The 23,809-nt window shown below is 69.3% G+C and carries 18 protein-coding genes and 1 pseudogene; 9 read left to right on the top strand and 10 right to left on the bottom strand.

Features of this window, described 5'->3' with window-relative positions; all coding sequences use genetic code 11:
* Positions 1-108: 108 nt before the first annotated feature.
* Both KK7_RS0107885 and KK7_RS0107880 read left to right on the top strand, forming a co-directional pair.
* The gene (locus KK7_RS0107885; RefSeq protein WP_010544102.1) at positions 109-372 is read left to right on the top strand and encodes a BufA1 family periplasmic bufferin-type metallophore; all 264 of its coding nucleotides are present in this window, start codon (positions 109-111) and stop codon (positions 370-372) included.
* 56 nt (positions 373-428) lie between these two features.
* The gene (locus KK7_RS0107880; protein ID WP_010544101.1) at positions 429-884 is read left to right on the top strand and encodes a DoxX family protein; all 456 of its coding nucleotides are present in this window, start codon (positions 429-431) and stop codon (positions 882-884) included.
* Positions 885-1,079: 195 nt separating this feature from the next.
* On the opposite strand, the gene KK7_RS0107875 is transcribed toward KK7_RS0107880, so the two are convergent.
* The gene (locus tag KK7_RS0107875; protein WP_010544100.1) at positions 1,080-1,484 is read right to left on the bottom strand and encodes a hypothetical protein; all 405 of its coding nucleotides are present in this window, start codon (positions 1,482-1,484) and stop codon (positions 1,080-1,082) included.
* A 230-nt stretch (positions 1,485-1,714) separates the two neighbouring features.
* Between KK7_RS0107875 and KK7_RS0107870 the strand changes: the two genes are divergently transcribed.
* Positions 1,715-2,638, top strand: coding sequence for a LysR substrate-binding domain-containing protein (locus KK7_RS0107870; protein WP_010544099.1), 924 nt, complete (start codon positions 1,715-1,717; stop codon positions 2,636-2,638).
* Positions 2,639-2,708: 70 nt separating this feature from the next.
* Positions 2,709-3,338, top strand: a complete 630-nt coding sequence (locus KK7_RS0107865) for an FMN-binding negative transcriptional regulator (RefSeq protein ID WP_010544098.1) — start codon at positions 2,709-2,711, stop codon at positions 3,336-3,338.
* A gap of 235 nt (positions 3,339-3,573) precedes the next feature.
* Here the strand turns inward: KK7_RS0107865 and KK7_RS20325 are convergent.
* From KK7_RS20325 to KK7_RS0107840, 5 genes and pseudogenes are all read right to left on the bottom strand, one after another.
* Positions 3,574-4,083, bottom strand: a pseudogene (locus KK7_RS20325) (glycoside hydrolase 5 family protein); the annotation flags it as partial.
* A 30-nt stretch (positions 4,084-4,113) separates the two neighbouring features.
* On the bottom strand, positions 4,114-6,480 hold the full coding sequence (locus KK7_RS0107855; RefSeq protein ID WP_010544096.1) for a glycoside hydrolase family 95 protein: 2,367 nt from the start codon (positions 6,478-6,480) through the stop codon (positions 4,114-4,116).
* Positions 6,481-6,538: 58 nt separating this feature from the next.
* On the bottom strand, positions 6,539-8,920 hold the full coding sequence (locus tag KK7_RS0107850) for a glycoside hydrolase family 2 TIM barrel-domain containing protein (RefSeq protein ID WP_010544095.1): 2,382 nt from the start codon (positions 8,918-8,920) through the stop codon (positions 6,539-6,541).
* 170 nt (positions 8,921-9,090) lie between these two features.
* Positions 9,091-10,164 (bottom strand): PLP-dependent cysteine synthase family protein, encoded by a 1,074-nt coding sequence (locus KK7_RS0107845; protein WP_010544094.1) that lies wholly within the window; start codon positions 10,162-10,164, stop codon positions 9,091-9,093.
* The gene (locus KK7_RS0107840) at positions 10,154-12,202 is read right to left on the bottom strand and encodes a M3 family metallopeptidase (protein WP_010544093.1); all 2,049 of its coding nucleotides are present in this window, start codon (positions 12,200-12,202) and stop codon (positions 10,154-10,156) included. Before KK7_RS0107840 ends, KK7_RS0107845 begins: the two co-directional genes overlap by 11 nt.
* A 249-nt stretch (positions 12,203-12,451) precedes the next feature.
* On the opposite strand from KK7_RS0107840, the gene KK7_RS20320 reads away from it, so the two are divergent.
* From KK7_RS20320 to KK7_RS0107820, 4 genes are read left to right on the top strand one after another with little or no spacing between them, the layout of a single operon-like run.
* Complete coding sequence (locus tag KK7_RS20320) at positions 12,452-13,432, top strand: SGNH/GDSL hydrolase family protein (protein ID WP_010544092.1); 981 nt, start codon at positions 12,452-12,454, stop codon at positions 13,430-13,432.
* Positions 13,429-14,670, top strand: a complete 1,242-nt coding sequence (locus KK7_RS0107830) for a GDSL-type esterase/lipase family protein (RefSeq protein ID WP_010544091.1) — start codon at positions 13,429-13,431, stop codon at positions 14,668-14,670. Before KK7_RS20320 ends, KK7_RS0107830 begins: the two co-directional genes overlap by 4 nt.
* Before the next feature lie 5 nt (positions 14,671-14,675).
* A complete protein-coding gene (locus KK7_RS0107825; RefSeq protein WP_010544090.1) occupies positions 14,676-16,073 on the top strand; it encodes an MBOAT family O-acyltransferase in 1,398 nt (465 codons plus the stop codon).
* A gap of 11 nt (positions 16,074-16,084) precedes the next feature.
* Positions 16,085-16,438, top strand: a complete 354-nt coding sequence (locus KK7_RS0107820) for a hypothetical protein (RefSeq protein ID WP_010544089.1) — start codon at positions 16,085-16,087, stop codon at positions 16,436-16,438.
* A 53-nt stretch (positions 16,439-16,491) separates the two neighbouring features.
* On the opposite strand, the gene KK7_RS20315 is transcribed toward KK7_RS0107820, so the two are convergent.
* From KK7_RS20315 to KK7_RS0107805, 3 genes are all read right to left on the bottom strand, one after another.
* Complete coding sequence (locus KK7_RS20315; protein WP_157999993.1) at positions 16,492-16,962, bottom strand: cell wall hydrolase; 471 nt, start codon at positions 16,960-16,962, stop codon at positions 16,492-16,494.
* A gap of 341 nt (positions 16,963-17,303) precedes the next feature.
* Positions 17,304-18,824: a tryptophan halogenase family protein gene (locus KK7_RS0107810; protein ID WP_010544087.1), complete on the bottom strand. Its 1,521-nt coding sequence runs from the start codon at positions 18,822-18,824 to the stop codon at positions 17,304-17,306.
* Between the two features lie 75 nt (positions 18,825-18,899).
* Positions 18,900-21,452 carry a TonB-dependent receptor domain-containing protein gene (locus KK7_RS0107805; protein WP_010544086.1) on the bottom strand — a complete coding sequence of 851 codons (2,553 nt, stop codon included), beginning with the start codon at positions 21,450-21,452 and terminating at the stop codon, positions 18,900-18,902.
* Between the two features lie 151 nt (positions 21,453-21,603).
* Here KK7_RS0107805 and KK7_RS0107800 point away from each other — a divergent pair, with 151 nt between their 5' ends.
* Positions 21,604-22,626 carry a LacI family DNA-binding transcriptional regulator gene (locus tag KK7_RS0107800; RefSeq protein WP_010544085.1) on the top strand — a complete coding sequence of 341 codons (1,023 nt, stop codon included), beginning with the start codon at positions 21,604-21,606 and terminating at the stop codon, positions 22,624-22,626.
* A gap of 9 nt (positions 22,627-22,635) precedes the next feature.
* Here KK7_RS0107800 and KK7_RS0107795 read toward each other — a convergent pair whose 3' ends face one another.
* Positions 22,636-23,778: a glycoside hydrolase family 68 protein gene (locus tag KK7_RS0107795; protein WP_010544084.1), complete on the bottom strand. Its 1,143-nt coding sequence runs from the start codon at positions 23,776-23,778 to the stop codon at positions 22,636-22,638.
* Between the last annotated feature and the right edge of the window lie 31 nt (positions 23,779-23,809).

The following is a 23,809-nucleotide window of genomic DNA, read 5'->3' as shown; positions in this document are numbered from 1 at the left end:
CGTACGGCGACAGGTGACCCGGCGTCCTCGCTTCCCAGGGGTCACCGCGCGGCGGCCAGCCCCCCTGGACGGCCGCCGCGCGAGAGGCCCCATCCAAGGAGAACCCCGATGATCAAGACCTCCGCCGCCCTGGCCGCCACCCTTGCACTCGGCATCGCCGGCACGGCCGCGCACGCCCAGCAGCCCAAGATGGAAAAATGCTACGGCGTCGCGCTCGCCGGCAAGAACGACTGCAAGGCGGGCGCGGGCACCAGTTGCGCCGGCACCTCGACCAAGAATTATCAGGGCAATGCCTGGAAGCTGGTCAAGGCCGGCACCTGCACCGACATCAAGACGCCGAAGGGCAACGGATCGCTCACTCCCAAGGCGTGACGCCTCCCTGCCCGGCCGCGGGGCGGCCGGGCATCCCCCGACGCCAGGAGCCTTGCATGCCCACCTTCGTCACCCTCTATGCCCGCGCGGGCGACCTTGCCGCGCGCCTTCTGCCGCCGTCGCTGCTGCTGCTCGTGGCGCGGCTCGGCATCGCCGCGATCTTCTTCCTGTCCGGCCGTACCAAGGTGGAAGGCTGGCTGACGATCACCGACGCCACCTATGAACTGTTCCACACCGACTATGCGCTGCCCTTCGCGCCGCCGGTCCTCGCAGCGCATCTCGCCACCTTTTCCGAGCATCTGTTCCCAGTCCTGCTGGTGCTCGGTCTGTTCACCCGGCCGGCGGCGCTGGCGCTGCTGGGCATGACGACGGTGATCGAGCTCTTCGTCTATCCCGATGCATGGCCGACGCATCTCAGCTGGGCGGGCCTGCTGCTGCCGCTGGTGGCGGCGGGCCCGGGTGCCTGGTCGCTGGACCGGCTGCTCGGGCTGGAGACAGCGGCGAGAGGCTAGGCGCGTCGCCTCCGTTCGTCGGCGAGCGTGGTCCGGGCCGCCTCCGCCTCACCAAGCTGGCTGCGCGGCAGGGCGACGCTGCCGGCAGTTCGCCGCATGCGATCGCGTCGGTTGCGGTTCGGATCTGCTTGACCTTGGTGTACCGCGCTCCTTCGCGACGCCTTGTAAGGTTAGGTACGCGCGGTATTCCGGCGATCAGAACGCGATGAAGACAAAGTCGCCGATGGTTCGCCCGGTACGCGCTTCGCAATGGCCGGCGCCGACGGGTGCGGCGACCGGAACGATCAGCACCATTGCATCGCTATGCCGCTCGGCGACGGTACGGAAGCGGCAGCCGCGGCCGGTCGCGTCGGTGACGACGATGTCCACCAGATGCCCGTTGGCTTCGTCGCGCGGTGCCAGCACCTTGCCGCCGACCTGCCGGACGAACGTGCTTGTATGCGGCGACAACGTTGGGCGCAGGTGCCGTTTGATATCGGCCCTCGCATGTTCCACGTGCAGCTTCAGCGTGATGTCCGACCGGTTTTCGACCCGCACCGTGGTGGCACTGGCCAGGCCGGGTGCGCACAGGGCTATAGACAGCAGCAATGACTTCAGCATTTTGGGCTCTCTCATGGTGGGTGGAGCAGGAGGCGTCACCAAGGGGCGGGCTGCTGCCGGATAGGCGCGATATGGTCCGCAGCGGCAGAGGCTGTTTGGCTTGGGAATGTGCGAGGGGGCAACGCACCTAGCTCCTCTGCCGCTCCGGTACTGATCTGATATCCCGATTAGTCGCGGGCGGCCAATCGAAATGCTTGCACCAAAGCTATAGAGACGCTCTATATCCTTTCATGCCTACACTGCGCCAGTTCCAGTATCTGGTCATGCTCGCTGACGCCGGATCCTTCGTGCGGGCGGCGCGCTCGGCCAATGTGTCGCAGCCGACGCTGAGCCACCAGATCAAAGCGCTGGAGGACCGGCTGGGCGTGCGGCTGATTGATCGCAGTGCCGCCGGCGCGATCCTGACGCCGATAGGCCGGGCCATCGTCGCCAAGGCACGAGGCGTACTGGCGGAGGTGCGGGAGATCGAGAACCTTGCCGGCCGCTCGGCCGACGCGCTGACCGGCACGCTCCGCTTCGGCACGACGCCGACGCTCGGACCCTATCTGCTCTCGCCCATCGTGGCCGAGCTTCACCGCTGCGCGCCCGATCTGCACCTGTACGTTCGCGAGGGCATACCGGATGAGCAGACGCAGGAATTGCTGCGTGGTGGGCTGGACCTGCTACTGGGCCCGATGCCGGCCGAGGCCGACGAACTGGAGATCGAGCCGCTGTTCCGCGAGCCACTTCATCTTGTCGCGGCCGTCGACGACCCGCTGGCGGCGCTGGACAGGATCGAACCGGCATTGCTCGCCGGCAGAGCTCTGCTGTCGCTCGACCCGCGGCATCATTTCCATCGCCAATGCTCGCAGATCGCAGAAGCCTATGGGATGCGGATGACGCCGGACTATGAGGGGACCAGCCTCGACAGCCTGCATCAGATGGTCGCCAGCGGCCTCGGTCTGGCGATCCTGCCGACGCTGTATCTCACCTCGGACGTCGGCGGCACGTCCGGGCTGCGGGTGCTGCAGGTCGCCGATTGGGCGCGCTATCGATCGATTGCCCTGTCGTGGCGGCGAGGGACCAGCATGGACGTTGCGTTCCAGCTGATCGCGGAACAGGTGCGCCGCTCCGCGACCACCGTTCTGGACCGCTGGACCGTTGTCGGGAGTTGAGACGTGACGCCGGCGGGGGCACCTCCCGCATCCGATTGCTTGACGTGGCGCATGTGCCTAAGCAGGCAGCGTGTATCGCCCGCCCGCCTTCCGCGAAGACCGTCTCGAGGTTCTGCACGCTGCGATGCTCGCCCATCCGCTGGCGACGCTCGTCACCGGCGGTGCGGAGGGACTGATGGCGAACCTCGTGCCGTTTACTCTGCATCCAGATGGAGCGGCGGGCGTGCTGCGGGCCCATATGGCCCGGGCGAACGAGCAGGTTGCGCAGCTTCGCACGGGCGTGCCGGCCCTGGTGATCTTCCAGGGGCCGCAGGCCTATGTCAGCCCCTCCTGGTACGAGACGAAGCACGCGCACGGAAAGGTGGTGCCGACGTGGAATTATGTCGTCGTCCAGGCACGGGGCACCCCGACGGTGATCGAGGACCGGGACTGGCTACGCACGGAGATAGAGGCGCTCACCGCGATCCATGAACAGGACCAGCGAGAACCGTGGAGCGTGGACGATGCGCCCGCGGCGTTCATCGCGGGGCAGTTGAAGGGGATCGTCGGGATCGAGCTGCCGATCGCGCGGATAGAGGGCAAATGGAAGGTCAGCCAGAACCAACCCGCCGCGAACCGGATCGGCGTGGAACAGGGGTTGCGGCAGGCCGGGCGGATCGACATGGCGGATCAGGTGGCGGCCCGGGGCACCGGCCGCTAGCGCCTGCAGCCCATGCGGACGGGGAGGATCGCACCGCCTTTTCCGAAGACCAGCCGCTCCGCCGGGTCCCGTGATAGGGGCCCGCCCCTGCCTGTCCTTCCCAGCGATGGTCGCCATTTCGACAGGATAGTCCGCTTGGTCCCAGTGGCCGACGCTGTGTGAGAGATGGTAAATGCCGCGCCGGTACTGGACGAACACGCCCTCTGTGACGTCCGGCGTTTGGTTCACTGCTACTTCATGGTCGCGCTGCACCATGTCCGGCATGCGCACCCAAGCGCGGCGCCGGCACCGCGCCCTTCGGGGCCAGCGACATGCGCCGGATCAGATCGGTCTCTGCCGGACGATAGGGCGTCCCGTCGCCGCGGAAGACCTCGTGGAACCAGATAGTCGGCTCGTCCCAGGTATAGGGCTTCTTCCAGCTGTCCCACGGCAGCCGGGTCTGGGTCTTGCCGTCGACGAAGCCCCAGTTGAACATCGCGATGTTCAGCCGCTTGCCGATCGGCAGCGCGCCGTCGAAGGTCGAGCCGTTGCCCCGCGCCATATATTCGGTGCACAACACGGGCCGCCCGTACCTGAGCATCTGGCGCGCGCGCCGCTCGAAGGTTTCGGGCCAGCTATAGTCGTGGAAGCTGATCACGTCCGATTGGGTGACCTGGGTCTTCTCGATCGCGTCCAGCTTGTCCATCGCATCCCACTGCTCGCCGATCCACAGCCCGGAGGTGAGCGGCTGGCTCGGCTCGGCCGAGCTGCCGGTCGATCCGCTCCGGAACGAAGCTTAGACCAGCGTTCCATCGACAAGCTCGATGCGCCGCGCCTGGCCGCGCACAAGCTTCACCTGCTTGCGCTTCCCGGCATAGCGCAGCGTCGTCGTGCCGCTGACGTCGGGCAGAAGCACCGCCTCGACCAGCTTGCCGCCCCGCCAGCGCAGGTCAACCCGTACCCCGCCGCGGGCGCGCACGCCGGTGATGCTGCCGTCGGACCACGCCGAGGGGAGCGCCGGCAGCAGGTGGATGGTGTCGCGATAGCTTTGCAGCAGCATTTGGGTGATGCCGGCGGTGCCGCCGAAATTGCCGTCGATCTGAAACGGCGGATGCGCGTCGAACATATTGGGATAGGTGCGCCGCGGCTCCAGCAGCATCTTCACGACGCGGTGGGCGTGCTCGCCGTCTTCCAGCCGCGCCCAGAGATTGATCCGCCAGCCGATCCCCCAGCCGGTGGCATCGTCGCCGCGGATCTCGAGCGAGCGGCGTGCGGCGGCGGCAAGCGCGGGTGTTTCGTGCACGGTGATCTGGTCGCCGGGATAGAGCGCATAGAGGTGGCTGACATGGCGATGGTGGATCTCCGGCGCCTCCATGTCCCAGTCGTCCAGCCATTCCTGAAGCTGGCCCGCCTTGCCGATCCGGTCCTTCGGCAGCCGTGCCCGTGCCGCCAGCACGGCCCTGGCGCGGGACTCGTCGCGGCCGAGCAGACGTGCCGCCTCCGCCGTCCGGCCGAACAGGTCGCGCAGCAGCTGGCTGTCCATCGCCGCCCCGGCGGTGACCGAGATGCCGGCATGGTGCTGGTTTTCCGGCGAGTTGGACGGGTTCATCACCAGCTCGCCCGTCGTCGGATGCGGCACCAGCGCATCGAGGTAGAAGTCGCACGCCCCCGCCATCAGCGGGTAGAGTTCGGCCAGGAAGGTGCGGTCGCGGCTATAGTCCCAATGGTCCCACAGGCTGGACAGCAGCCACGCCCCCGCCATCGGCCACAGCCCCCAGACCGCGCCGTCGATCAGCGCCGTGTTCCGGAAGAGGTCGACATTGTGATACGACATCCAGCCGCGCGCGCCCCAGTCGTTGCGGGCAGTCCGCTGGCCGGCGACGCTCAGCTCCTTGACCAGCCGCAGCAGCGGCTCGGTCAGCTCGCCCAGCCCGGTCATGTCCGCGGGCCAGTAGTTCATCTCGGCGTTGATGTTGAGCGTCCACTTGGAATCCCAGCTAGGGTGGACGCGCTCGTTCCAGATGCCCTGCAGATTGGCGGGCTGGGTGCCCGGCCGGGACGCGGCGATCAGCAAATAGCGACCGAACTGGTGGTACAGCGTCGCCAGCGCCGGATCGTCGAGCTCGGTCGAGCGGCGGATGCGCTCGTCGGTGGGCAGCGCCGCGGCGGGCGTGCGGCCCAGGTCCAGCGTCATGCGCCGGAACAGGCGGCGATGATCGGCCTGGTGATCGGCGAGCAGCCGCGCCCAGCCCTTGCCCGCCGCCGCGTCGATCTGGGCACGAACGATGGCGGACGGATCGCCGCCGATATCGTCCCAGCGCCGATAGCTGGTGGCGGTGGCGACGAGCAGGAGCACCTCGCTCGCCTGCTCGACGGAGAGGTCGCTCTTGCCCGCGGTCACGATGCCGTCGGTCGCGATCATCCGCACCCGCGTCTCGAAGCGGATGCCGCCCGGCACCCCGCGCGCGCCCGGGCCGATGCCGCGCAGCACCAGCGTGTCGCCGCCCTCGACGAAGCTTTCCGATTGTTGCGGGCTGGTGAGCGCGAGCGTGGTCGTGACACCGCCTCGGCCTTGCCCGGCGGTGAGGCGGATCGCGATCACCTGATCCACGGCGGAGGCGATCGCCTCGCGGACATGGGTGGTTGATCCGGTGCGGAAGCGCGTGGTGGCGATCGCGCCGTCGAGATCGAGGCTGCGCTCATAGCCGCGAATGCCTTCCAGCCCGGGGAACAGCAGCAGCAGGTCGCCGATCGGCTGGTAGGGCATCTGCCCGGCCGGACGACCGATCACATCCTTGTCGGCAAGCGCCTGTGCCTCCTTGCCCTTGCCCTCGAACACCAGCTGCCGGATGCGGCGGATCGCCGGTCCCGCGGCGGGATTGGTGGCGTCGTAGGGCGAGCCGGCGAAGAACGTATCCTCGTTCAGCTGGAACCGCTCGGTAGTGGTGCCGCCGAACACCATCGCGCCCAGCCGGCCATTGCCGAGCGGCAGCGCCTCGACCCATTCCTGCGCCGGCTGGCGATACCACAGGGTCAGCGGATCGCGCGGCGACGCCCCCGCACCGCCGGAGGTCGCCTGCGCCTGTGCGCGTGCCGCCCCGCTTGCGAGCGAGAGCGCCGCCATGCCGGCCAGCGCGTCTCGCCGTGTCGTTCCCTGCGCCATCACCCTCTCCTCTGATTCCGGGCAGGCTACCCCCCCGCCCGCCCGTGCCGGAAAGCCTCTATTCCGCCGCCTGCAGCCGCGCGGTGCCGGGCTTCAGTCCGGGTGCGGAGGCCGTGATGCGGATCGTCCCCGCAGCGCCGCTGCCCCGGACGAAGGCGATGGCGCTGCCGCCCGCCAGGTTGCGGGTCGACGCGCGGAAGGGCGTGTGATCGGTGACCGAGGCATTGTCATAGGCGACGAGCCTGCCCGCGCCCGACACTTCGATCGTCACCGGCACCGTGGAGGAGGGCACCGGCACGCCGCGCGCGTCGACCGTCTGTACCCGTATCGCCACCACGTCGTTGAAGCCGCTGCCCACCGTTGCAGCTTCGGCGGTCAACTGCAGCGCGACCGCGGGCCCCGCCGTCCGCAGCACGTCCTCCGCCACCCTGGCGCCGCCGCGATAGCCGATCGCGCGCAGTTCTCCGGGGGCGAAGGGCACGGTCCAGGCGATCGCACTGTCGTCGCGGTTGCGCGGCTTGCGTCCGAGCGAACGGCCGTTGAGCAGCAGCTCGACCTCGTCGACATTGGCATAGACCTCGACCTTCTCGTCATGCGGACGGCGGTCCTGCGGCGTCCAGTCCGCAAGCGCGCCGGGGCCTTTGGGCTGGGGCATCGCCACGCCCACCATGGTGGGCAGCTCGCTGGTGTCGATCACGTCGGTCACCCGCCGGGCGAGCCGGACCACGGGCCGTTCGGACCACCAGGCGGCACGTTCCCAGCCGATCGGTTTCACGCCGTCGGTCCGGTCGAGCAGCCCGGCGGGGTTGCTGATCGCGGGCCAGCCGGCGCGATCCGCCTCGCCCAGATAATCGGCCCCGGTCCAAAGGAACATGCCAGCATAGGCCGGATTGTCGCGCACCACGAGCCAGCTTGCGCGGTTCTTGCTGTTCTCGGTGCCAATGATCTTGCGCGCGGGCTTGTCGGCATGGGCGGCGGCCAGCTCGGTCTCGCGATAGTTCTGGCCGACGACATCGAGCATGTCGGCCAGGCCATTGCGATAATCGCCGGTGGTGTTGGGCCGGAAGAGCGCCATGGTGACAGGCCGGGTGGGATCCTCGGCATGGAAGATCGTGCGCAGGCGCTCGACGATCGACTTGGCGAGCACGGGATAGGGCGTGTCATGGATCTCGTTGCCGAGCGACCAGATCACCACGCTGGGATGGTTGCGATCCCGGCGGACGAAATCGCGCGCGTCGATCGACGACCAGTCGGTGAAGAACAGGTGGTAATCCTGCGGGTTCTTGGCGACCGTCCACATGTCGAACGCCTCGTTCATCACCAGCAGGCCGAGCCGGTCGCACAGGTCGAGGAACTCGGGCGAGAAAGGATGGTGCGCGGTGCGGACCGCGTTGACTCCGAGCGCCTTCAGCTGCCGCAGCCGCCGCTCGTAGATAGACAAGGGCACCGCCATGCCGAACGGCCCCGCATCGGCATGGATCGCCACGCCCTTCAGCTTTACGTTGCGACCGTTGAGCCAGAAGCCGCTCGCCGCCTCGAACCGTGCCTCACGAATCCCGAACGGCACCCGCTCCTCGTACAGCAATGCCCCGTCGCTTCCCCGCACACGCACCAGTGCCGTGTAGAGCGCCGGATCGTCCAGGTCCCAGCGGCGCGGCGCGGCGAGAAGACCCGCCACCTGCACGTCCATGCTCCGGCCGGGCAGGAGCTCCACGCGCGCGCCGCGCAGCGTGGCGACGTCGCGGCCCTGGGGATCGCGCAGGACCGCCTCCAGCGACGCGGCCACCGGCACGGCGGCGCGGTTCACGATACGGCTGGCGACGGCGAGTTCGGCCCCGTCGGCAGCCAGCGCGGTCGTGCGCACGGTGCTGCTCCAGGCCTCGGCATAGACGTCGCCGGTCACGATCAGGCGGACATGGCGGTAGATGCCGCCGCCGGCATACCAGCGAGAGGCAGGCTGCGCGCTGGTGTCTGCGCGCACCGCCACGACGTTCGGCGTGCCCGCCGGGTTCAGGTGCGGCGTCAGTTCGTAGCGGAAGCTGGCATAGCCGCTTGGCCGGTGACCGACATGGTGGCCGTTGATCCACACGCCGGAGCGCTCCATCACCCCGTCGAACTCGATGAAGACGCGCCGACCGACGGCGGAGGCGGGCATGGTGAACGCCTTGCGATACCAGGCGACACCGCTGGGCAGCCATGCGCCGGAGCCGGTGGTGGGCGCATCGCGATCGAACGGGCCGGCAATCGCCCAGTCGTGCGGCGTATCGACGCTGGCCCAGTGCGCGTCGTCGAAGCGGGCGGTCTCGGCATCGGCGATGTCGCCGCGCGCGAAACGCCAGCCGCTGTCAAACGACTGGGCACCCGAGGGTTGCGCGTCCGCCGAGGCGCTGCCCAGCAGGAGTGCCAGCGCAGCGGCGACGAACGGCAGGAATACCCGCATGCCTTCCTCTCCCGTTCCATGGCGCCTGATCCAAGTTCGAAATGTGAACTTACGCGCCACTAATTGGGATGATCATGCATCCAGTGCGCAGGCACGGTCAATCGCAAACCGCCCCGCCGCAGGATCGCGCGAGGCGGCTTGCGCCGGATGGTGCCCGGGAGACCCCGACCTCAGCCGCCCGAGGCGAACAATGTCGCGATGCGTTCGGCATGCCGCTGCCACGCCACGCCACGTGCGGCGAGCCAGGCATCGTCATAATAGGTGCAGCCATAACGCTCGCCGCCGTCGCAGAGGATGGTGACGACCGCTCCGGTCTGCCCCTGCGCCGCCATGTCGTGGATCAGCTGGAAGCAGGCGGCGAGATTGGTGCCGGTCGACCCCCCTACCCGCCGGCCGAGCCGAGTCGACAGCGCGCGCATCGCGCCGATGCTCTCGGCATCCTCCACCGCGATCATCCGGTCGATCACCGTGGGAATGAAGCTGGGTTCGACACGGGGGCGACCGATCCCCTCGATGCAGCTCGCATAGCCCTCGGGGAGGGACACCGCCGCGCGGTCGGCGAAGTGGCGATGGAACACGGAATGCACCGGATCCGCCACGCACAGCCGCGTCGCGTGACGCTGGTAGCCGATATAGCGGCCGATCGTCGCGGACGTGCCGCCGGTGCCGGCGCCGCACACGATCCAGGCCGGGATCGGCGCTTCCTCCGCCGCCATCTGGGCGAAGATGCTCTCGGCGATGTTGTTGTTGCCGCGCCAGTCGGTCGCGCGCTCGGCAAAGGTGAACTGGTCGAGATAATGGCCGCCGGTCTCCGCCGCGAGCCGGTGCGCGACATCGTACACCGTGCGCGGATCGTCGACCGTATGGATGTCGCCGCCATGGAAACGGATCGCGTCGAGCTTGGGTGCCGCGGTGCTTGCGGGCACGACGGCGATGAAGCGCAGCCCCAGCATGCGGGCGAAATAGGCTTCGCTCACCGCGGTAGAGCCCGAGGAGGATTCGATCACCACCGTGTCCGGCCCGATCCAGCCGTTGCACAGCGCGTAGAGGAACAGCGAGCGCGCCAGCCGGTGCTTGAGGCTGCCGGTCGGGTGGCTGCTCTCGTCCTTCAGGTAGAGCGGGATGCCGGGGAAGCGCGGCAGGTCCAGCCGGATCAGATGGGTGTCGGCCGAGCGGTTATAGTCGGCCTCGATCCGCCGGATCGCCTCGTCCCGCCAGGCGCGGGCGTCGCGCTCAGCGGGCATCGGCGGTCAGCCCGTGGCGGAGCAGCATCGCCTGCGGATCGGGATCCCGGCCCCGGAAGGCGCGGAAGCTCTCCGCCGCCGGGCGGCTGGCGCCCCGCGCGAGCACCTCGTCGCGGAAGCGATCGGCGGTTGCCCGGTCGATCAGCCCGGCTTCGGCAAAGCCCTGGAAGCCGTCCGCCGCCAGCACCTCGGCCCAGAGATAGCTGTAATAGCCCGAGGCGTAGCCGCCGGCGAAGATGTGGCTGAAGGCATGCGGGAAACGATGCCATTCGGGCGGGCGGACCACCGCCACCTCGTCGCGTACCGCCTTGATCACCTCCATGGGATCGCTGCCCATGGTGCCCAGATGGAGCAGCAGGTCGAACAGCGCGAATTCGATCTGGCGGACCAGCGCCATGCCGGCAAGGAAACGGCGGGCGGCGATCAGCTTGTCGAACAGCACATCCGGCAGCGGGGCGCCGGTTGCGTGATGGCCGGACATGCCGCGCAGCACATCGCGGTCCCAGGCGAAATCCTCCATCAGCTGGCTCGGCAGCTCCACCGCGTCCCATTCGAAGCCGCTGGTGCCGGCGATGTTCGGACGGTCGACCCGGGTGAACAGATGGTGGAGGCAGTGGCCGGTCTCGTGCAGCAGCGTGACGACTTCGGGATGGCTGAGCAGCGAGGGGCTGCCCTCGGTCTTCGGCGCGAAGTTGCAGACCAGATAGGCCACCGGCACGCGGCGGACATTGCCGTCGTTCAGTCGGGGTCGGGCCTGCGCCATCCAGGCACCGCTGCGCTTGCCGGCGCGGGCATGGAGATCGGTATAGACGCCGGCGATCACCACCCCCTCGGCATCGACCACGTCATAATAACAGGCATCGGGATGATAGACGGCCACGTCCGGTCGGGCGACCAGCCGGACGCCGAACAGCCGCGCGAGCAGCGCCTGCCAGCCGGCGATCACGCGCTCCACGGGGAAGTGCGCGCGCACCTCCTGCTCGTCCACCGCATAGCGCGCGGCGCGCAGCCGGTCCGAGGCGAAGGGCACGTCCCAGGGCTGGAGCGTGTCGATGCCGAGTTCCCGGGCGGCGAAGGCCGAAAGCTCGGCGAACTCCGCCTGCGCTGCCGGCCTGGCGCGGCGGCCGAGGTCGCGCAGGAACGCCAGCACCTCGCCCGCCGCCGGGGCCATCTTGGTGGCGAGCGACCAGGCGACCGGATCGGGGAAGCCGAGCAGCTGCGCCGCCTCGCGGCGCAGCTCGAGCAGCGCGGCGATGCGGGGGCCGTTGTCGAACTGGCCGGCATGCGGCCCCTGATCCGAGGCGCGAGTGCCATAGGCGCGGTAGAGGCGCGCGCGCAGATCGCGATTCTCGGCGAAGGTCAGCACCGCGCTGACGCTCGGCGCCTGCAGCGTGACCACCCAGCCCTCCAGCCCGCGCGCCTTCGCCGCGTCCGCGAAGATCGCCATGTCGGCAGGCGAAATGCCGGCGAGCAGCGCCGGATCCTCGATATGCTCGAACCAGGCATCGGTCGCGTCCAGCACGGCATTGCCGAACCCGGTGGAGAGGGTGGACAGCTCGACCGACACTGCCGCGAAGCGCGCCTTTGCCTCGGCATCCAGTGCCACGCCCGACAGGCGGAAATCGCGGACCATGTGCTCCACCGCGGCGCGATCCGCCTGGGGGCGGGCGGCGAAGTCGGGCGTCGCTGTCAGGGCGACCAGCACCTCGTACAGCGCCTGATTCTGCATCACCGCCAGCTGATTCTCGATCAGCCGGGCCTGGCCGGCGGCATGGGCGGCGCGCAGCTCGGGCGTGTCGGCGACGCCGCGCAGGTGCGAGACGGTCGACCAAAGCGCGTCGATCGCCGTTTCCGCACGCTCCAGCGGCATCCACACATCGTCGAAGCTGCGCGATTCGCTGGCGATGACCCGTTCCACCGCCGCCTGATGCTCGGCGATCACCGCGTCGAGCGCGGGGGCGATCTGATCGGGGTGGATCGCGTCGAAATGGGGAAGGGCCAGCGTGTCGAGCAGCGGATTGGTCATCATTGCGTCCATGGTTGCGAGCCCGGTTCTATACCGCAAGCCGCGGCGATGTCAGGAGGCGCCAAGCGATCTTGCTGCGCGCCTTTTTTGAAGGCTTCGCCCTCGACTTTGCCTGCGCGGCGTTGCACATCCGGTTAACGGGTGCGAAAGCGGGATCGGCCGCCGCGGACCGGCCATGGCGAGCATCGGAAACCAGGAGTCGTCCCCCCCTGCAATCGCGGGCAGGGCGGCTGCGTTGGACCACGACGAACGGATTGTGCGGTGAGATTTCTTTCCCTCCACGACGAAGCCGGCAGCGACGCCCGCCAGGGCGCGGGGGCACCGGGCGACTCCGCGCCGCGCCGGCCACGCCGTCGCTTCGGCTGGGTGCGGCTGACGCTGGATCGCAGCGCGGTGCTGGTGGTCGGCTTCGCGGCGGGGATCGGGGTGGGTATGTCGTTCGATCTCCACCGGCCTGCCCCGCCGCCGCCGCCGGCGGCGCCCGCCCCCACTGCCGCGGCGGCGATGCCCCCGGCCCCGCTTCCGCCTGTCAACGAGCGCGCGATCGATCCGCGCGTGCTGGCCCGCGTGCAGGCGAGCGGCAAGGTGCGCGTCGGCGTGTTCGGCGACAGCTTCGGCGTGGGCGTGTGGGAAGCACTGGATGCCCAATTGCCCCGCGAATCCGGGTTCCAGGTGCTGCGCTTCGCCAAGGAAGCGACCGGCTTCACCCAATATCATCGCCTGAACCTGGCGACGCGGGCGCAGGAGCAACTCGCCGCCGATCCGGTCGACGTCGCGGTGATCTGCTTCGGCGCCAACGATACCGTGCCCTTCTATGCCGAGGGCAAGGAACAGCCGCTGCTGAGCGCGGGCTGGAAGCGCGTGGTCGGTGCGCGGATCGACCGGTTCGTCGCGGTGGCGCGCTCGACGGGTGCCAGCGTCTATTGGCTCGGCCTGCCGGCGATGCGCGATCCCGGCCTCGACGCCTCGATCCAGGCGATGAACGCCTTTTATGCCGAGCATATGCGCGCGCTGGGCGTGCCGTTTCTCGAAACCCGCAGCCGCTCGGTCGACGCAGCTGGCCGCTATGCCGCCTATCTGCCCGACGACAAGACCGGCGCGCGCAAGCTGGTGCGGACCAATGACGGGCTGCACATGCTCGGCGTCGGCTATCAGCGGATCACCGCCGGGCTGGCGGGGCGGATCGAGACGCTGGCGCAGCGGATGCGCCGCGAAGGTGCTGCCGAGGCTGCCGCCAAGTGATCGGCGCGCTGATTGCCGCGATGCTGCAGGCGACGGCGCCTGCCGCCCCCGCCGCCACGCCGTGCACCGAGGTGCTGTGCGATGCCGACCGGCTGGCACCGGTATTCGCCAAGCTCCGGGACGCCCGCCGCACCGGGCAGACGGTGCGCATCCTCCAGATCGGCGACAGCCACACCGCCGCCGACCAGGTGACCGGCAGCTGGCGGACCCTGCTCCAGGCCCGGTTCGGTCGCGGCGGCCGCGGCATATTGCCGCCGGGGCGTCCCTATGCCGGCTATCTGACCCGCGACATCACCGCCACCCAGTCCGGACCCTGGACGACCAACGGCATCTTCGGATCGGCCTGGCACCCGGGCGGTGGGCTGCTCGGGCTGACCGGCTATACGCTGTCGTCCGCAATCCCCGGTGCCGCGATCGGCCTGCGCGCGGATCGTCCCGATCTTACCTTCGATCGCTTCACCGTCTGCGCGCTGACCGGCCCCGGCGCGGGTTCGGTGCAGCTGACGCTCGGCGGCATGGACAAGACCTGGACGCTCGCCGCGCCGGTGGCCGGCAGCGACTGCACCACCCTTACCAGCCCCCTCCCCGTCGCCAATGCCGGGGTGGCCGTACTGCAGGGCCCGGTGACGCTCACCTCCTGGGCGACCGAGGCGAGCAAAGCGGGCGGCGTGACGCTCTCCAACCTGGGCACGGTGGGTGCGCAGCTGCTCCATTACGACCGCACCGACGATTTGGTGGTGGCACGCGAGCTGGCCGCGTATCGCCCGGACCTCATCGTCATCGCCTTCGGCACCAACGAGGCCTTTTATCCCCGCTTCACCCTGGGCGGCTATGACGCGCAGCTCCAGGCGAGCCTGCGCCGGCTCCAGCGGCTGGCGCCCGGCGTGCCGATGCTGCTGATCGGCGCCCCCGATTCCGCCACCAGGCTGCCGTCGCTCCAGTCCAGCGCGATCACCGTCTCGCTGCCCTGCGGCGCGGGCGAATGGCGGCCGACCGCCGCGCTCGCCTCGGTCCAGTCGATCCAGCGCGCCCGGGCCCATCAGCTGGGCCTGGCCTATTGGGACTGGTCGCAGCGGATGGGCGGGCGCTGCACCGCCACCGACTGGGCGACGCAGACACCGCCGCTGATGCGCGGCGACCGGGTACATTTCACCAGCCCGGGCGCGGCGCGGATCGCCGGCTGGCTGGAAGCCGATCTGGAGGCCGCGATGGCATCCGCCGCCCTGCCCTCCCGCTAGACGCGATGCAGTTCCCCACGCTGAGCTTCGCGCTCTTCTTCCTGGTGGTCTATGCGGTCGCCTGGGCGCTCAACGGATCGAACGAGTGGCGCAAGATCGCGCTCTTGATGGCGAGCTGGTTCTTCTACGGCGCCTGGGACGGCCGCTTCGTGCTGCTGCTGTTCCTCTCGGCGAGCGGCAACTGGCTGCTCGCCCGGTGCATCGCCGCCTATCCGGGCCGGGGGCGAGCGCTGGTGGGGCTGGGCGTGGTGCTGAACCTCGGCGTGCTCGCCTATTTCAAATATGCCGGCTTCTTCCTCGAACAGCTCGATGCGCTGCTGCTGGCGCTCGGCTTCGGGCGCGACGTGCCGCTGATGCAGGTGTTCCTGCCGGTCGGCGTGTCGTTCTTCACCTTCCAGGCGGTATCCTATCTGGTCGACGTGCAGCAGCGGCGGATCGCCCCAGCGGGGTGGCTGGACCTGACGCTGCTGATGTCGTTCTTCCCGCATCTGGTCGCCGGGCCGATCGTGCGCGGATCGGACCTGTTGCCGCAGTTTCGCAACCCGCCCAGGCTGGCGCGGGGGGCCGTGGCGGCGGCGCTGCTCCTGATCCTGTGGGGCATGTTCAAGAAGGTGGTGATCGCCTCCGAACTGGCGACCGCGCTGGTCGACCCGGCCTTCCGCGATCCGCTGCACCGGACGAGCCTCGACCTGCTGTTCGGTGCCTATGGCTATGCGGTGCAGATCTACTGCGACTTCTCGGCCTATTCGGACATGGCGATCGGCCTTGCCATGCTGCTCGGCTATCGCTTCCCGCGCAATTTCGACCAGCCCTATCGCGCTGCCTCGCTGCAGGATTTCTGGCGGCGCTGGCACATCAGCCTGTCGAGCTGGCTGCGCGACTATCTCTACATTCCCTTGGGCGGCAGCCGGAAGGGGCGGTTGCGCACCTATCTCAACCTGTTCCTGACCATGCTGCTCGGCGGGCTGTGGCACGGCGCCAACTGGACCTTCCTGCTGTGGGGCGCGCTCCATGGCGGCTGGCTGGCGATCGAGCGGGCGCTGGTGCGCGCGGCGCGCGGGCGGATCGCCCTGCCCCGCGCGATCGGCATGCTCGTCACCTTCCATATCGTGGTGCTCGGCTGGATCTTCTTCCGCGCGCCGGGCCTGACGGAAGCGCTCGCCTATCTGCGCGGTCTGGCGAGCGGCGACTGGCGCAACACCCTGGTCACGCCGCTGTCGCTGGCGCTGGTCGGGATCGGGCTGGCGATGCACGCGCTGCCGCCGCGCGGCCTCCAGCAGCTGGCCGAGCGGGTGCGCCACTGGCCTGCGCCGCTGGTCGGCGCGCTGGTCGCGATCGGCCTGCTGCTGATCGGCGCGATGCAACCCGAGGGGGTTGCCCCCTTCATCTACTATCAGTTCTGAGGAGCGGGCGCGTGACCCTAGGGGCCGAACGTGGCGAAATCGCCGAAATCGGATCGCCGGTGGTGCTGCCGCCGGCAGCGGTGGACCGCCGCCGTCCCTGGCGCTGGACGACGACCAGCATCGTCGTCGCCGCGTTGCTGCTCGCGCTGGTCCAGGGGCCGGCCATGGCCGACTGGGCAGACGACCTGCCGCCCGGCCCGGTCGCCGCCGCGCTCCAGCCGCACGCCCATGCCTGGGCGGACCTGACCACCCGCGCGCACCTCGATGCGCCCGCCGCATGGCTGCGGCAGCACTGGAAGGCGGCGCAAGGCGCGCGCTTCGGGGCGGAGGAACCGGGAGAAGCGGGAGCGACGGCCGCGCCCTGAGCGGTCAGCGCCTGCTCGGAAATGCGCTCTTCCGCGAAGTTCCGAACGGTTTCTCAGCGGTAGAAGACGTGCCCGGCGACCCGCGCGACGCGGGTGCGGTTCGGCATGTCATAGCCGGCGGTGTGGAAGAACAGCGCGCCCGGCACCACGTCCTCGCCCTCGCCCTTCAGCGTCGTCCTGGCGATCTCGACCGCGCCGTCCCAGCGATCGTCGCCGCGCTCCGGATGATAGGCGTCGACATCGAAGAACTGGCCGGGCTGCTTGACGACGGCGCAGGCGCTCTTGGCGAAGCGGCCGTCTTCCATGCGGGCGCGGATCACCTGGGCGACCGCGAACTGGCCCTTGAGCGGCTGGTTGCCGGCTTCATGGATGATGACCTTGGCGACACAGGCGACGTCGCGCGGACTGGGTTCGGGTGCGGGCATTTCCGCCGCCGGCTGGGCGGCGGCGAGGGCCTCGACCGACTGGTCCTGTACTGGTGGGGAAGCCACGGGCTGCGCGGGGCTTGCCGCGGATAGTTTCATGCTCGTCGTTCCGCCGAGCATGACCGGCAACAGACATAGAACCATCGGGAGACGCTTGATCATCTAGCTATTCTTCTGTGCGCGGGGGCGCCCTGCGCATCGAAGAAATGCAAGCAGGAGAAGATGCGCCGGGTAACCCCCACGTCTCGCCCCCACGCGTGATCCGCGCCGACAGGCGGCTCCGGACGACATCATGGCGGGCTGAACGAGGCGCGGCCGCTAGCAGCAAACGCCGGACAGGTCAAAATCGGGGGCGGCGAACTGTCCCGTGACGGGACGGACAGAGAGAATCCCGAGGCATTCCGGCGCCGCCCGAGGCACGGGCGGCGAACCCGGATGCGTCAGCCAAGCCGCCGCGACTCGCCCCCCGCACCGCACAGGGCCGCGACATAATCGGCGTGAGTCGGCATCGTTTCGGCGGCACGGGCCATGGCGTCGGCGAGCTTGGCGAGATGCGCCCGCCCGTCGATGCCGCGCGCCGCCAGCAGCGGATCCCGCGCCTGCGGCCGGTTGCCCTGCCCGATATGTACCGCCAGCCAGGACGGGGCCGCGAACAGGTCGAACTCGCGCGCCACCAGCCGGCCGGCGCTGCGGAAATGGTCGATCTTCCACTGCAGCGTGTCGGGCACCGGCATCGCCGCGCAGTAGCGCCACAGTTCGGAATCGTCCCGGGTTGTCAGCTTGTAGTGGAGGATCAGGAAATCGCGGATCCGCTCGAACTCGGCGATCGAGATGCGGTTGAACTCGTCGACCAGCAGCGGATCCATGTCGCGCGTCGGGAACAGCGCGAGCAGCTTCGAGATGCCCGCCTGGATCAGGTGCAGGCTGGTCGATTCGAGCGGCTCGAGAAAGCCGCTCGACAGCCCGATGGCGACGACATTGTGGCTCCAGAAGCGCCGCCGGTGACCGGTGGTGAAGCGCAGCGTGCGCGGATCGGCGAGCGGCGCGCCCTCGAGATTGGCGAGCAGCAGCGCGGTAGCTTCATCCTCGCCCATATAGGCGCTGCAATGGACATGGCCGTTGCCGGTGCGGTGCTGGAGCGGGATGCGCCACTGCCAGCCGGCAGGCCGTGCGGTGGAGCGGGTATAGGGGGTGAAGTCGCCGCGCTCGCACGGCACCGCGATCGCCCGGTCGCAGGGCAGCCAGTGGCGCCAGTCGACATAGCCGGTGCCGAGCGTTTCCTCGATCAGCAGCCCGCGAAAGCCCGAGCAGTCGATGAACAGATCGGCGGCGATCCGCTGTCCGTCCTCCAGAACCACTGCCGCGATGTTGCCGCGCTCGCCTTCTCGCTCCGCACCCTGGATCCGCGCGTCGATCCGCATGACGCCGCGCGCCTCGGCATAGTCGCGCAGCAGCGCGGCATAGAGCCCCGCGTCGAAATGATAGGCATAGTCGAAGGTGGAGCCGACGCTGCGCGGATCGGGGAGCGGCGGCGAGAAGCGGCCGCGCTTGGCGGCCGCCCAGGCCATCGAGAGATCGTCGAGCGCAGGCGCTCCGCCTCTGGCCGCCGCATCCAGCCAATATTGGTGCAGCGGCACCAGGTCGAAATCGCGGCCGAAGGGGCCGAAGGGGTGGAAATAGCGCGCGCCGATCCGTCCCCAGTCGACGAACTCGATGCCGAGCTTGAACGAGCCCTTGGTGCGCCGCACGAACGCGGCCTCGTCGATGCCGAGCGTGCGGTTGAACAGCCGGATCGGCGGGATCGTCGCCTCGCCGACGCCGACGGTGCCGATCTCGCTCGATTCGACCAGCGTGATCGCCACGTCGCGCCCCAGCGCATTGGCCAGCGCTGCCGCCGTCATCCAGCCCGCCGAGCCGCCGCCGGCGATCAGGATGCAGCGGATGCGGCGATCGTCGGTCATCGCGGTACCTTAAAGCAAGCCCGGCGCGGCGGCGGAAGGGGGGATGCCGCCGCGCCGGGTTCCGAGGGTCGCCCCTTAGAAGCGATAGCCGGCCGAGACCGAGACCGTGCGGCCCTGGCCGACGCGGTTGGTCGCGGCATAGGGCACGCCGTACAGCCGCCCGAGCGCGGAGAGGTCGGCCACGCTGCCCTGGTCGAGCCGCCCGGCCTGATCCCAGGCGTTAAACAGGTTGTTGGCGTTGAGCGACACCTCCAGCCGTTCGAGCGGGCGCACCCGCACGAACGCGCTAACGATGTTCGAGCCCTTCTGCTTCAGCAGATTGTCGTCCTGCGGATAGCTGTCGGTCTGGCCGATCAGGGTGAAGCCGATCGCCGCCTTGCCGAAATCATAGGTCGGCGCGATCGTGTACATCAGGTCCGGCGTGGCGCGCGGCGTCTTGCCGGCATTGCCGCTGATCAGGTCCTCGGCGATCCGCGAATGGGTGTAGACCACATTGGCGAGCAGCGAGAAGCCGCCATTGGTGTACTGCGATTCGAGTTCGATGCCCCAGGTCTTGTACCGCTGGAAGGTCTGGCGCTGGGTGGTCAGGTCGAAATTATACTCCGTCGCCTGGCTGCGGAAGCCGGTGACGAACAGGCCGTAATTGCCGCCTGCCAGCCGCCCGCGCTGCTTGACGCCGAATTCCTGCTGGGTGACCGGATTGACCACCACCGCCTGGCCGATCGAGGTGAGCTGCCCCGTCGCGGTGAAGGCGCCGGCGAAGTCCGAGACGACGCGGTCGGCATTGGCGCGGTTGCCGCGCGAGACGCGGACGAACGCGCTGGTGCTGGGCGTGAAGCGATAGTTTCCGCCGAACGACCAGCTGGTATAATCGACCTTGTAGTCGATCGGCTGGGCCCCGGCGAAATTGGTCAGATAGACATTCTGCTCGGCGACGCTCAGCGTGCCGTCGCGGTTGATGTCGCGGCTGGTGCGGGCGCCGGTGGGGAAGAAGGTGCCGCCGCCTTTCATGTTGTCGAAGCGCACGCTGCCGTCGAGATCCAGCGCGTCATCGGCATAGTTGAGCGACAGATAGGGCGCATCGGTGGTGTAGTGCAGGTCGTACTCGCGGCTCGTGCCGCCCCACATGTTGTTGTAGCCGGTGAGGCCGGCATCGGTGAGCCGCGTGCCGTTCGCGCTGTACAGGTCGATCAGGGCGCCGCCGGGCACCGCTTCGGTGAGGCTGGCGTTCCAGTGCCAGTTCATCGCGATCTGCTGGCGCGAATGGTACCAGCCGGCGCGCGCGGTGACCTTGCCGGTGCCCAGGTCGAACTTGCCGGTGACGCCCAGGTCGTTCGCCCAATGGTCCATGCCGGTCATGTCGGTATAGAGATTGGGATTCTGGTTGACGACGGTGGCGCCGGCCACGGTCTGCCCGGCACGAGGGCCGTTGGCATAGACCGCGCGGGCCGCCGTATAGGTGGTGCCGCCGGCGGCGATCGAGTAGGCGCCCGCGCCGGTGGTCAGGCCCGCCACATTGGTGAGGCTGCCGAAGAACGGCGCGGAGAATTTGCCGCTGTTCCAGCTATAGGCGAACTTGTCGTCGATCTCGAACGCGCCGGTGCCCCAGTGGAACTGGGCGCCGACGCTGCGCGACTTCACATGGATGCCATCGGCATTGTCGCCGATCTTGGTCGACCCGTCCGGGTTCACCGTGGTGAAGAAGCGGTTGAGGTTGGAGAAATTGGTGTCCGAGCGGGCGTCGAAGCCGGGCAGCGCGCTGTAGCCGGTGATCTTGTTGCCCTGCACCTGCACCTGCATCGGCGATGCGGTATAGGTCGGCGCGCGATCGTCCAGCACCTTGAACAGCAGGCGGACATAGCCGCGATCGGCATCGAAGCTCTGGGTGACGTTGCCCTTGATCTGATAGCCCTGCAGCGCACGCCACGGCGTGTCGCGCGGGCCGTCGCCGGTGCGGTAGAAGCCGCCGACATTGGCACGCAGCGTCGACGTGATCGGGCCGCCGACGTTGAAGTCGAGCCGGCTCTCGTTATAGCCGAGGCCGGTGGTGGCGCGCACCTCGCCGCCGGCGGTCTCGCCGGTCTTGGAGACATAGTTGATCACCGCACCCGGCGCCTGGCTGGCGAAGGTGGAGGCCGAGCCGCCGCGGATCGCCTGGACGCGATCGACGGTCAGGTCGTAGCGGGTCCAATAGTCGTTGTTGCCGAAGGCGATGTCGCCGAACTCGACGACGGGCACGCCGTCTTCCTGCAGCTGGACATATTTGGAGCCGCCCGAGGCGAGCGGCAGGCCGCGCACGGTGATGTTCGAGTTGCCGCCCGGGCCCGCCGTCGATTCGGCGCGGATGCCGGGGATCAGGCGGAAGACTTCGGCTTCGGAACGCGGCGCGAGGTTCTGCACCGATTCGGCGGAAATGTCGGTGACCGAGACCGAGCTCTGCATCTTGCTGCGGCTGGTCGGAACGGCGGTGACGACGATCTCGTCGAGGAAGCTGCCCTGCTGCGCCTCGGCGCTGTCGGCGGGCGGCGGCGGCGGCGGCGTCTCCTGGGCGAAGGCGCTGCCCGCGCCCAGCGTCGCCAGCGCGACGGCATGCAGAGAAACCAGCGAACGCAAATGGCGACGTGCCATGAACCTCTCCCGGATTGGTGGCGGCCCCTCTCACGGGGGCGCCTTCATTCTTCGGGATATATCACACGACAATCGATTGCAACAAGAAATCACAATCGATTGCATCCGCATCCGCTTGCCCTCCGGGTTTGTACGGGTCAGAAGCGGGAGTGTGACCGACGCCCAGCCTTTCGATCGCCCTGTCCGCACGCTCGCCGATCTCGCACGGCTGGCCGGCGTCTCCGCCGGCACCGTCTCCCGCGCGCTCGCCGACAAGTCGCTGGTGAACCCCGAAACGCGTCGCCGCATCCAGGCGCTCGCCGCGGAGCACGGCTTTCGTCCCAACCAGATGGCGAGCCGGCTGCGGACACAGCGGACCGGCGTGATCGGCGTGGTCGTGCCGCTCGGGCACGAGCGGCGGCAGCATCTCTCGGACCCGTTCTTCATGACGCTGCTTGGCCATCTCGCCGATGCGCTGACCGAGAACGGCTATGACCTGATGCTCTCGCGCGTCATCCCCGATGCTGCCGACTGGCTGGAGCGGATCGTCGATTCCGGCATGCTCGACGGCGTGCTGCTGATCGGCCAGTCCGACCAGATGGAGGCGATCGAGCGGGTCGCCCGGCGCTATCGCCCGCTCGTCGCCTGGGGCAGCGTGCTGCCGGGCCAGGTCCATTGCGCCATCGGCACCGAGAATATCGCCGGGGGGAAGCTCGCGGCCGAGCATCTGATCGCCCGCGGCGTGCGGCGCATCGCGTTTCTGGGCGAATTGCGCGCGCCCGAAATCCACGCCCGCTATGCCGGCGTCCGGGCGGCGGTGGAAGCGGCCGGCCTGCCCGCGCCGCTCCAGCTCGACGCGCATCTCGCCTCGGACATGATGGAACAGGAGATCGCCGCGCACATGGCCCGCCATATCGACCGGATCGACGGCATCGTCGCCGGCTCGGACGTGCTGGCGATGACCACGCTGCGCGTGCTCGCCGACCAGGGCATGAGCGTACCGGGCGACGTGCCGGTGGTGGGCTATGACGATCTGCCGCTGGCGCTCCAGACGGTGCCGCGGCTGACCACGGTGAAGCAGGACATTGCGACGGGCGCCCGCGCGATGGTCGATGCGCTGTTCGCCCGCATCGGCGGCCGGGATGCGCCCTCCATGGTGATGCCGCCGGAGCTCGTCATCCGCGATTCCGCCTGAGCGAACGCATCAGGCGGCGATCGTCACCCGGTCGCCGTCGAAGCGCAGCGCGAAGAATGGTGCCGGCACGCCGCCGAACTGGCGCCGGCGGCCTTCCGCATCGGCGATCGCACCCGCGCCCGCCGCGCCCAGCCCGGCATAGTCGACGAAGCTCAGCACCTCGCCCTCGCCGGTCACCCACCAGCAATAGGCCTGGGCCGGCTCGGCGGGCGGGTTGCCGGCGACGAAGCCGGTGCCGTTGAGCGGTCGCCACGGGCCGGCGAGCGTTTCCGCCACCATCCCGTAAAGGCCGGTGGGCGCCGTGATGCCCGCCGCAAAGCGCCGGGCCTGGGTAGACCAGAACAGATAATAGCGGCCGCCCTGCACCACGATATGGGGCCGCTCCAGCTCGCTGTTCACGCCGCTTGCATCGAGCAGCGGAGTGCCGAGCTGCCAGCGCCCGCCCACCCGGGTGGCGATGCCGATCACACCGTTCACGGGACCCTGGTTCCAGCCGGCATTGGCGGTGAACAGGATATGCTCGCGCCCGTCCGCCGGATCGCGGAAATAGCCCGGATCGCGAAAGCCCTTGATGCCGTGCGCGGGCGCGATCGCCTCGTCGGCGACCGCATAGCAGGCGCCGTCGGCCGCGACGAACTCCTCGGGCGAGCTCCACCCCTCGAGCCGGGCATCGTCCCCGTCGAGCAGGAAACGGCCGGTGGTGACGAACAGCCGCTGCTCGAAGGTGGTCGGCTGTCCGCGCCGGCCGGCGGCGGTGAAATACTGGGTCAGCGTCTCCCCGTCCGCGCCGAGCACGGCGGAGCCGGACCATTCGCGCGATCCCGGCGTGAAGCCCTCGGGGAAGGCAGGGCCGTGCGCGCGCCAGCCATCGGCGCCGTGGCTGGTCAGCCAGATACGGGCGACGTCATGCCGCGCCTCGGGATCGGCGAACTGCGGCGCGGCGAGGAAGAACCACCAGCTGCGGCCGCCGCGGATCACGGTCGCGCCGGCGGCATCGGCGATCTGCCACATGTCCCACACGTCCATGTCCGGGATCACCGGCGTCCGGTCCGGTGCCAGCACCGGCAGGGCGGCGCCCGGCTGGGTCGCGATTCCGGCGACGGCCTCGCGGGTCCAGGAAGCGCAGGTCGCGGCGGGGGCGTCAGACGTCACGGAAAACCTCTCGGATGGAAGGGAAGGACGG

Source organism: Sphingomonas elodea ATCC 31461 (assembly GCF_000226955.1).
In the GTDB taxonomy this organism is placed as follows: domain Bacteria; phylum Pseudomonadota; class Alphaproteobacteria; order Sphingomonadales; family Sphingomonadaceae; genus Sphingomonas; species Sphingomonas elodea.
This window is presented reverse-complemented; position numbering and strand designations above follow the sequence as displayed.

Excerpts from the sequence above, each read along its gene's own strand:
- KK7_RS0107885 (WP_010544102.1), top strand. The coding sequence starts at position 109 with ATGATCAAGACCTCCGCCGCCCTGGCCGCCACCCTTGCACTCGGCATC.
- KK7_RS0107880 (WP_010544101.1), top strand. The coding sequence starts at position 429 with ATGCCCACCTTCGTCACCCTCTATGCCCGCGCGGGCGACCTTGCCGCG.
- KK7_RS0107875 (WP_010544100.1), bottom strand. The coding sequence starts at position 1,484 with ATGCTGAAGTCATTGCTGCTGTCTATAGCCCTGTGCGCACCCGGCCTG.
- KK7_RS0107870 (WP_010544099.1), top strand. The coding sequence starts at position 1,715 with ATGCCTACACTGCGCCAGTTCCAGTATCTGGTCATGCTCGCTGACGCC.
- KK7_RS0107855 (WP_010544096.1), bottom strand. The coding sequence starts at position 6,480 with ATGGCGCAGGGAACGACACGGCGAGACGCGCTGGCCGGCATGGCGGCG.
- KK7_RS0107850 (WP_010544095.1), bottom strand. The coding sequence starts at position 8,920 with ATGCGGGTATTCCTGCCGTTCGTCGCCGCTGCGCTGGCACTCCTGCTG.
- KK7_RS0107845 (WP_010544094.1), bottom strand. The coding sequence starts at position 10,164 with ATGCCCGCTGAGCGCGACGCCCGCGCCTGGCGGGACGAGGCGATCCGG.
- KK7_RS0107840 (WP_010544093.1), bottom strand. The coding sequence starts at position 12,202 with ATGGACGCAATGATGACCAATCCGCTGCTCGACACGCTGGCCCTTCCC.
- KK7_RS0107825 (WP_010544090.1), top strand. The coding sequence starts at position 14,676 with ATGCAGTTCCCCACGCTGAGCTTCGCGCTCTTCTTCCTGGTGGTCTAT.
- KK7_RS20315 (WP_157999993.1), bottom strand. The coding sequence starts at position 16,962 with ATGAAACTATCCGCGGCAAGCCCCGCGCAGCCCGTGGCTTCCCCACCA.
- KK7_RS0107810 (WP_010544087.1), bottom strand. The coding sequence starts at position 18,824 with ATGACCGACGATCGCCGCATCCGCTGCATCCTGATCGCCGGCGGCGGC.
- KK7_RS0107805 (WP_010544086.1), bottom strand. The coding sequence starts at position 21,452 with ATGGCACGTCGCCATTTGCGTTCGCTGGTTTCTCTGCATGCCGTCGCG.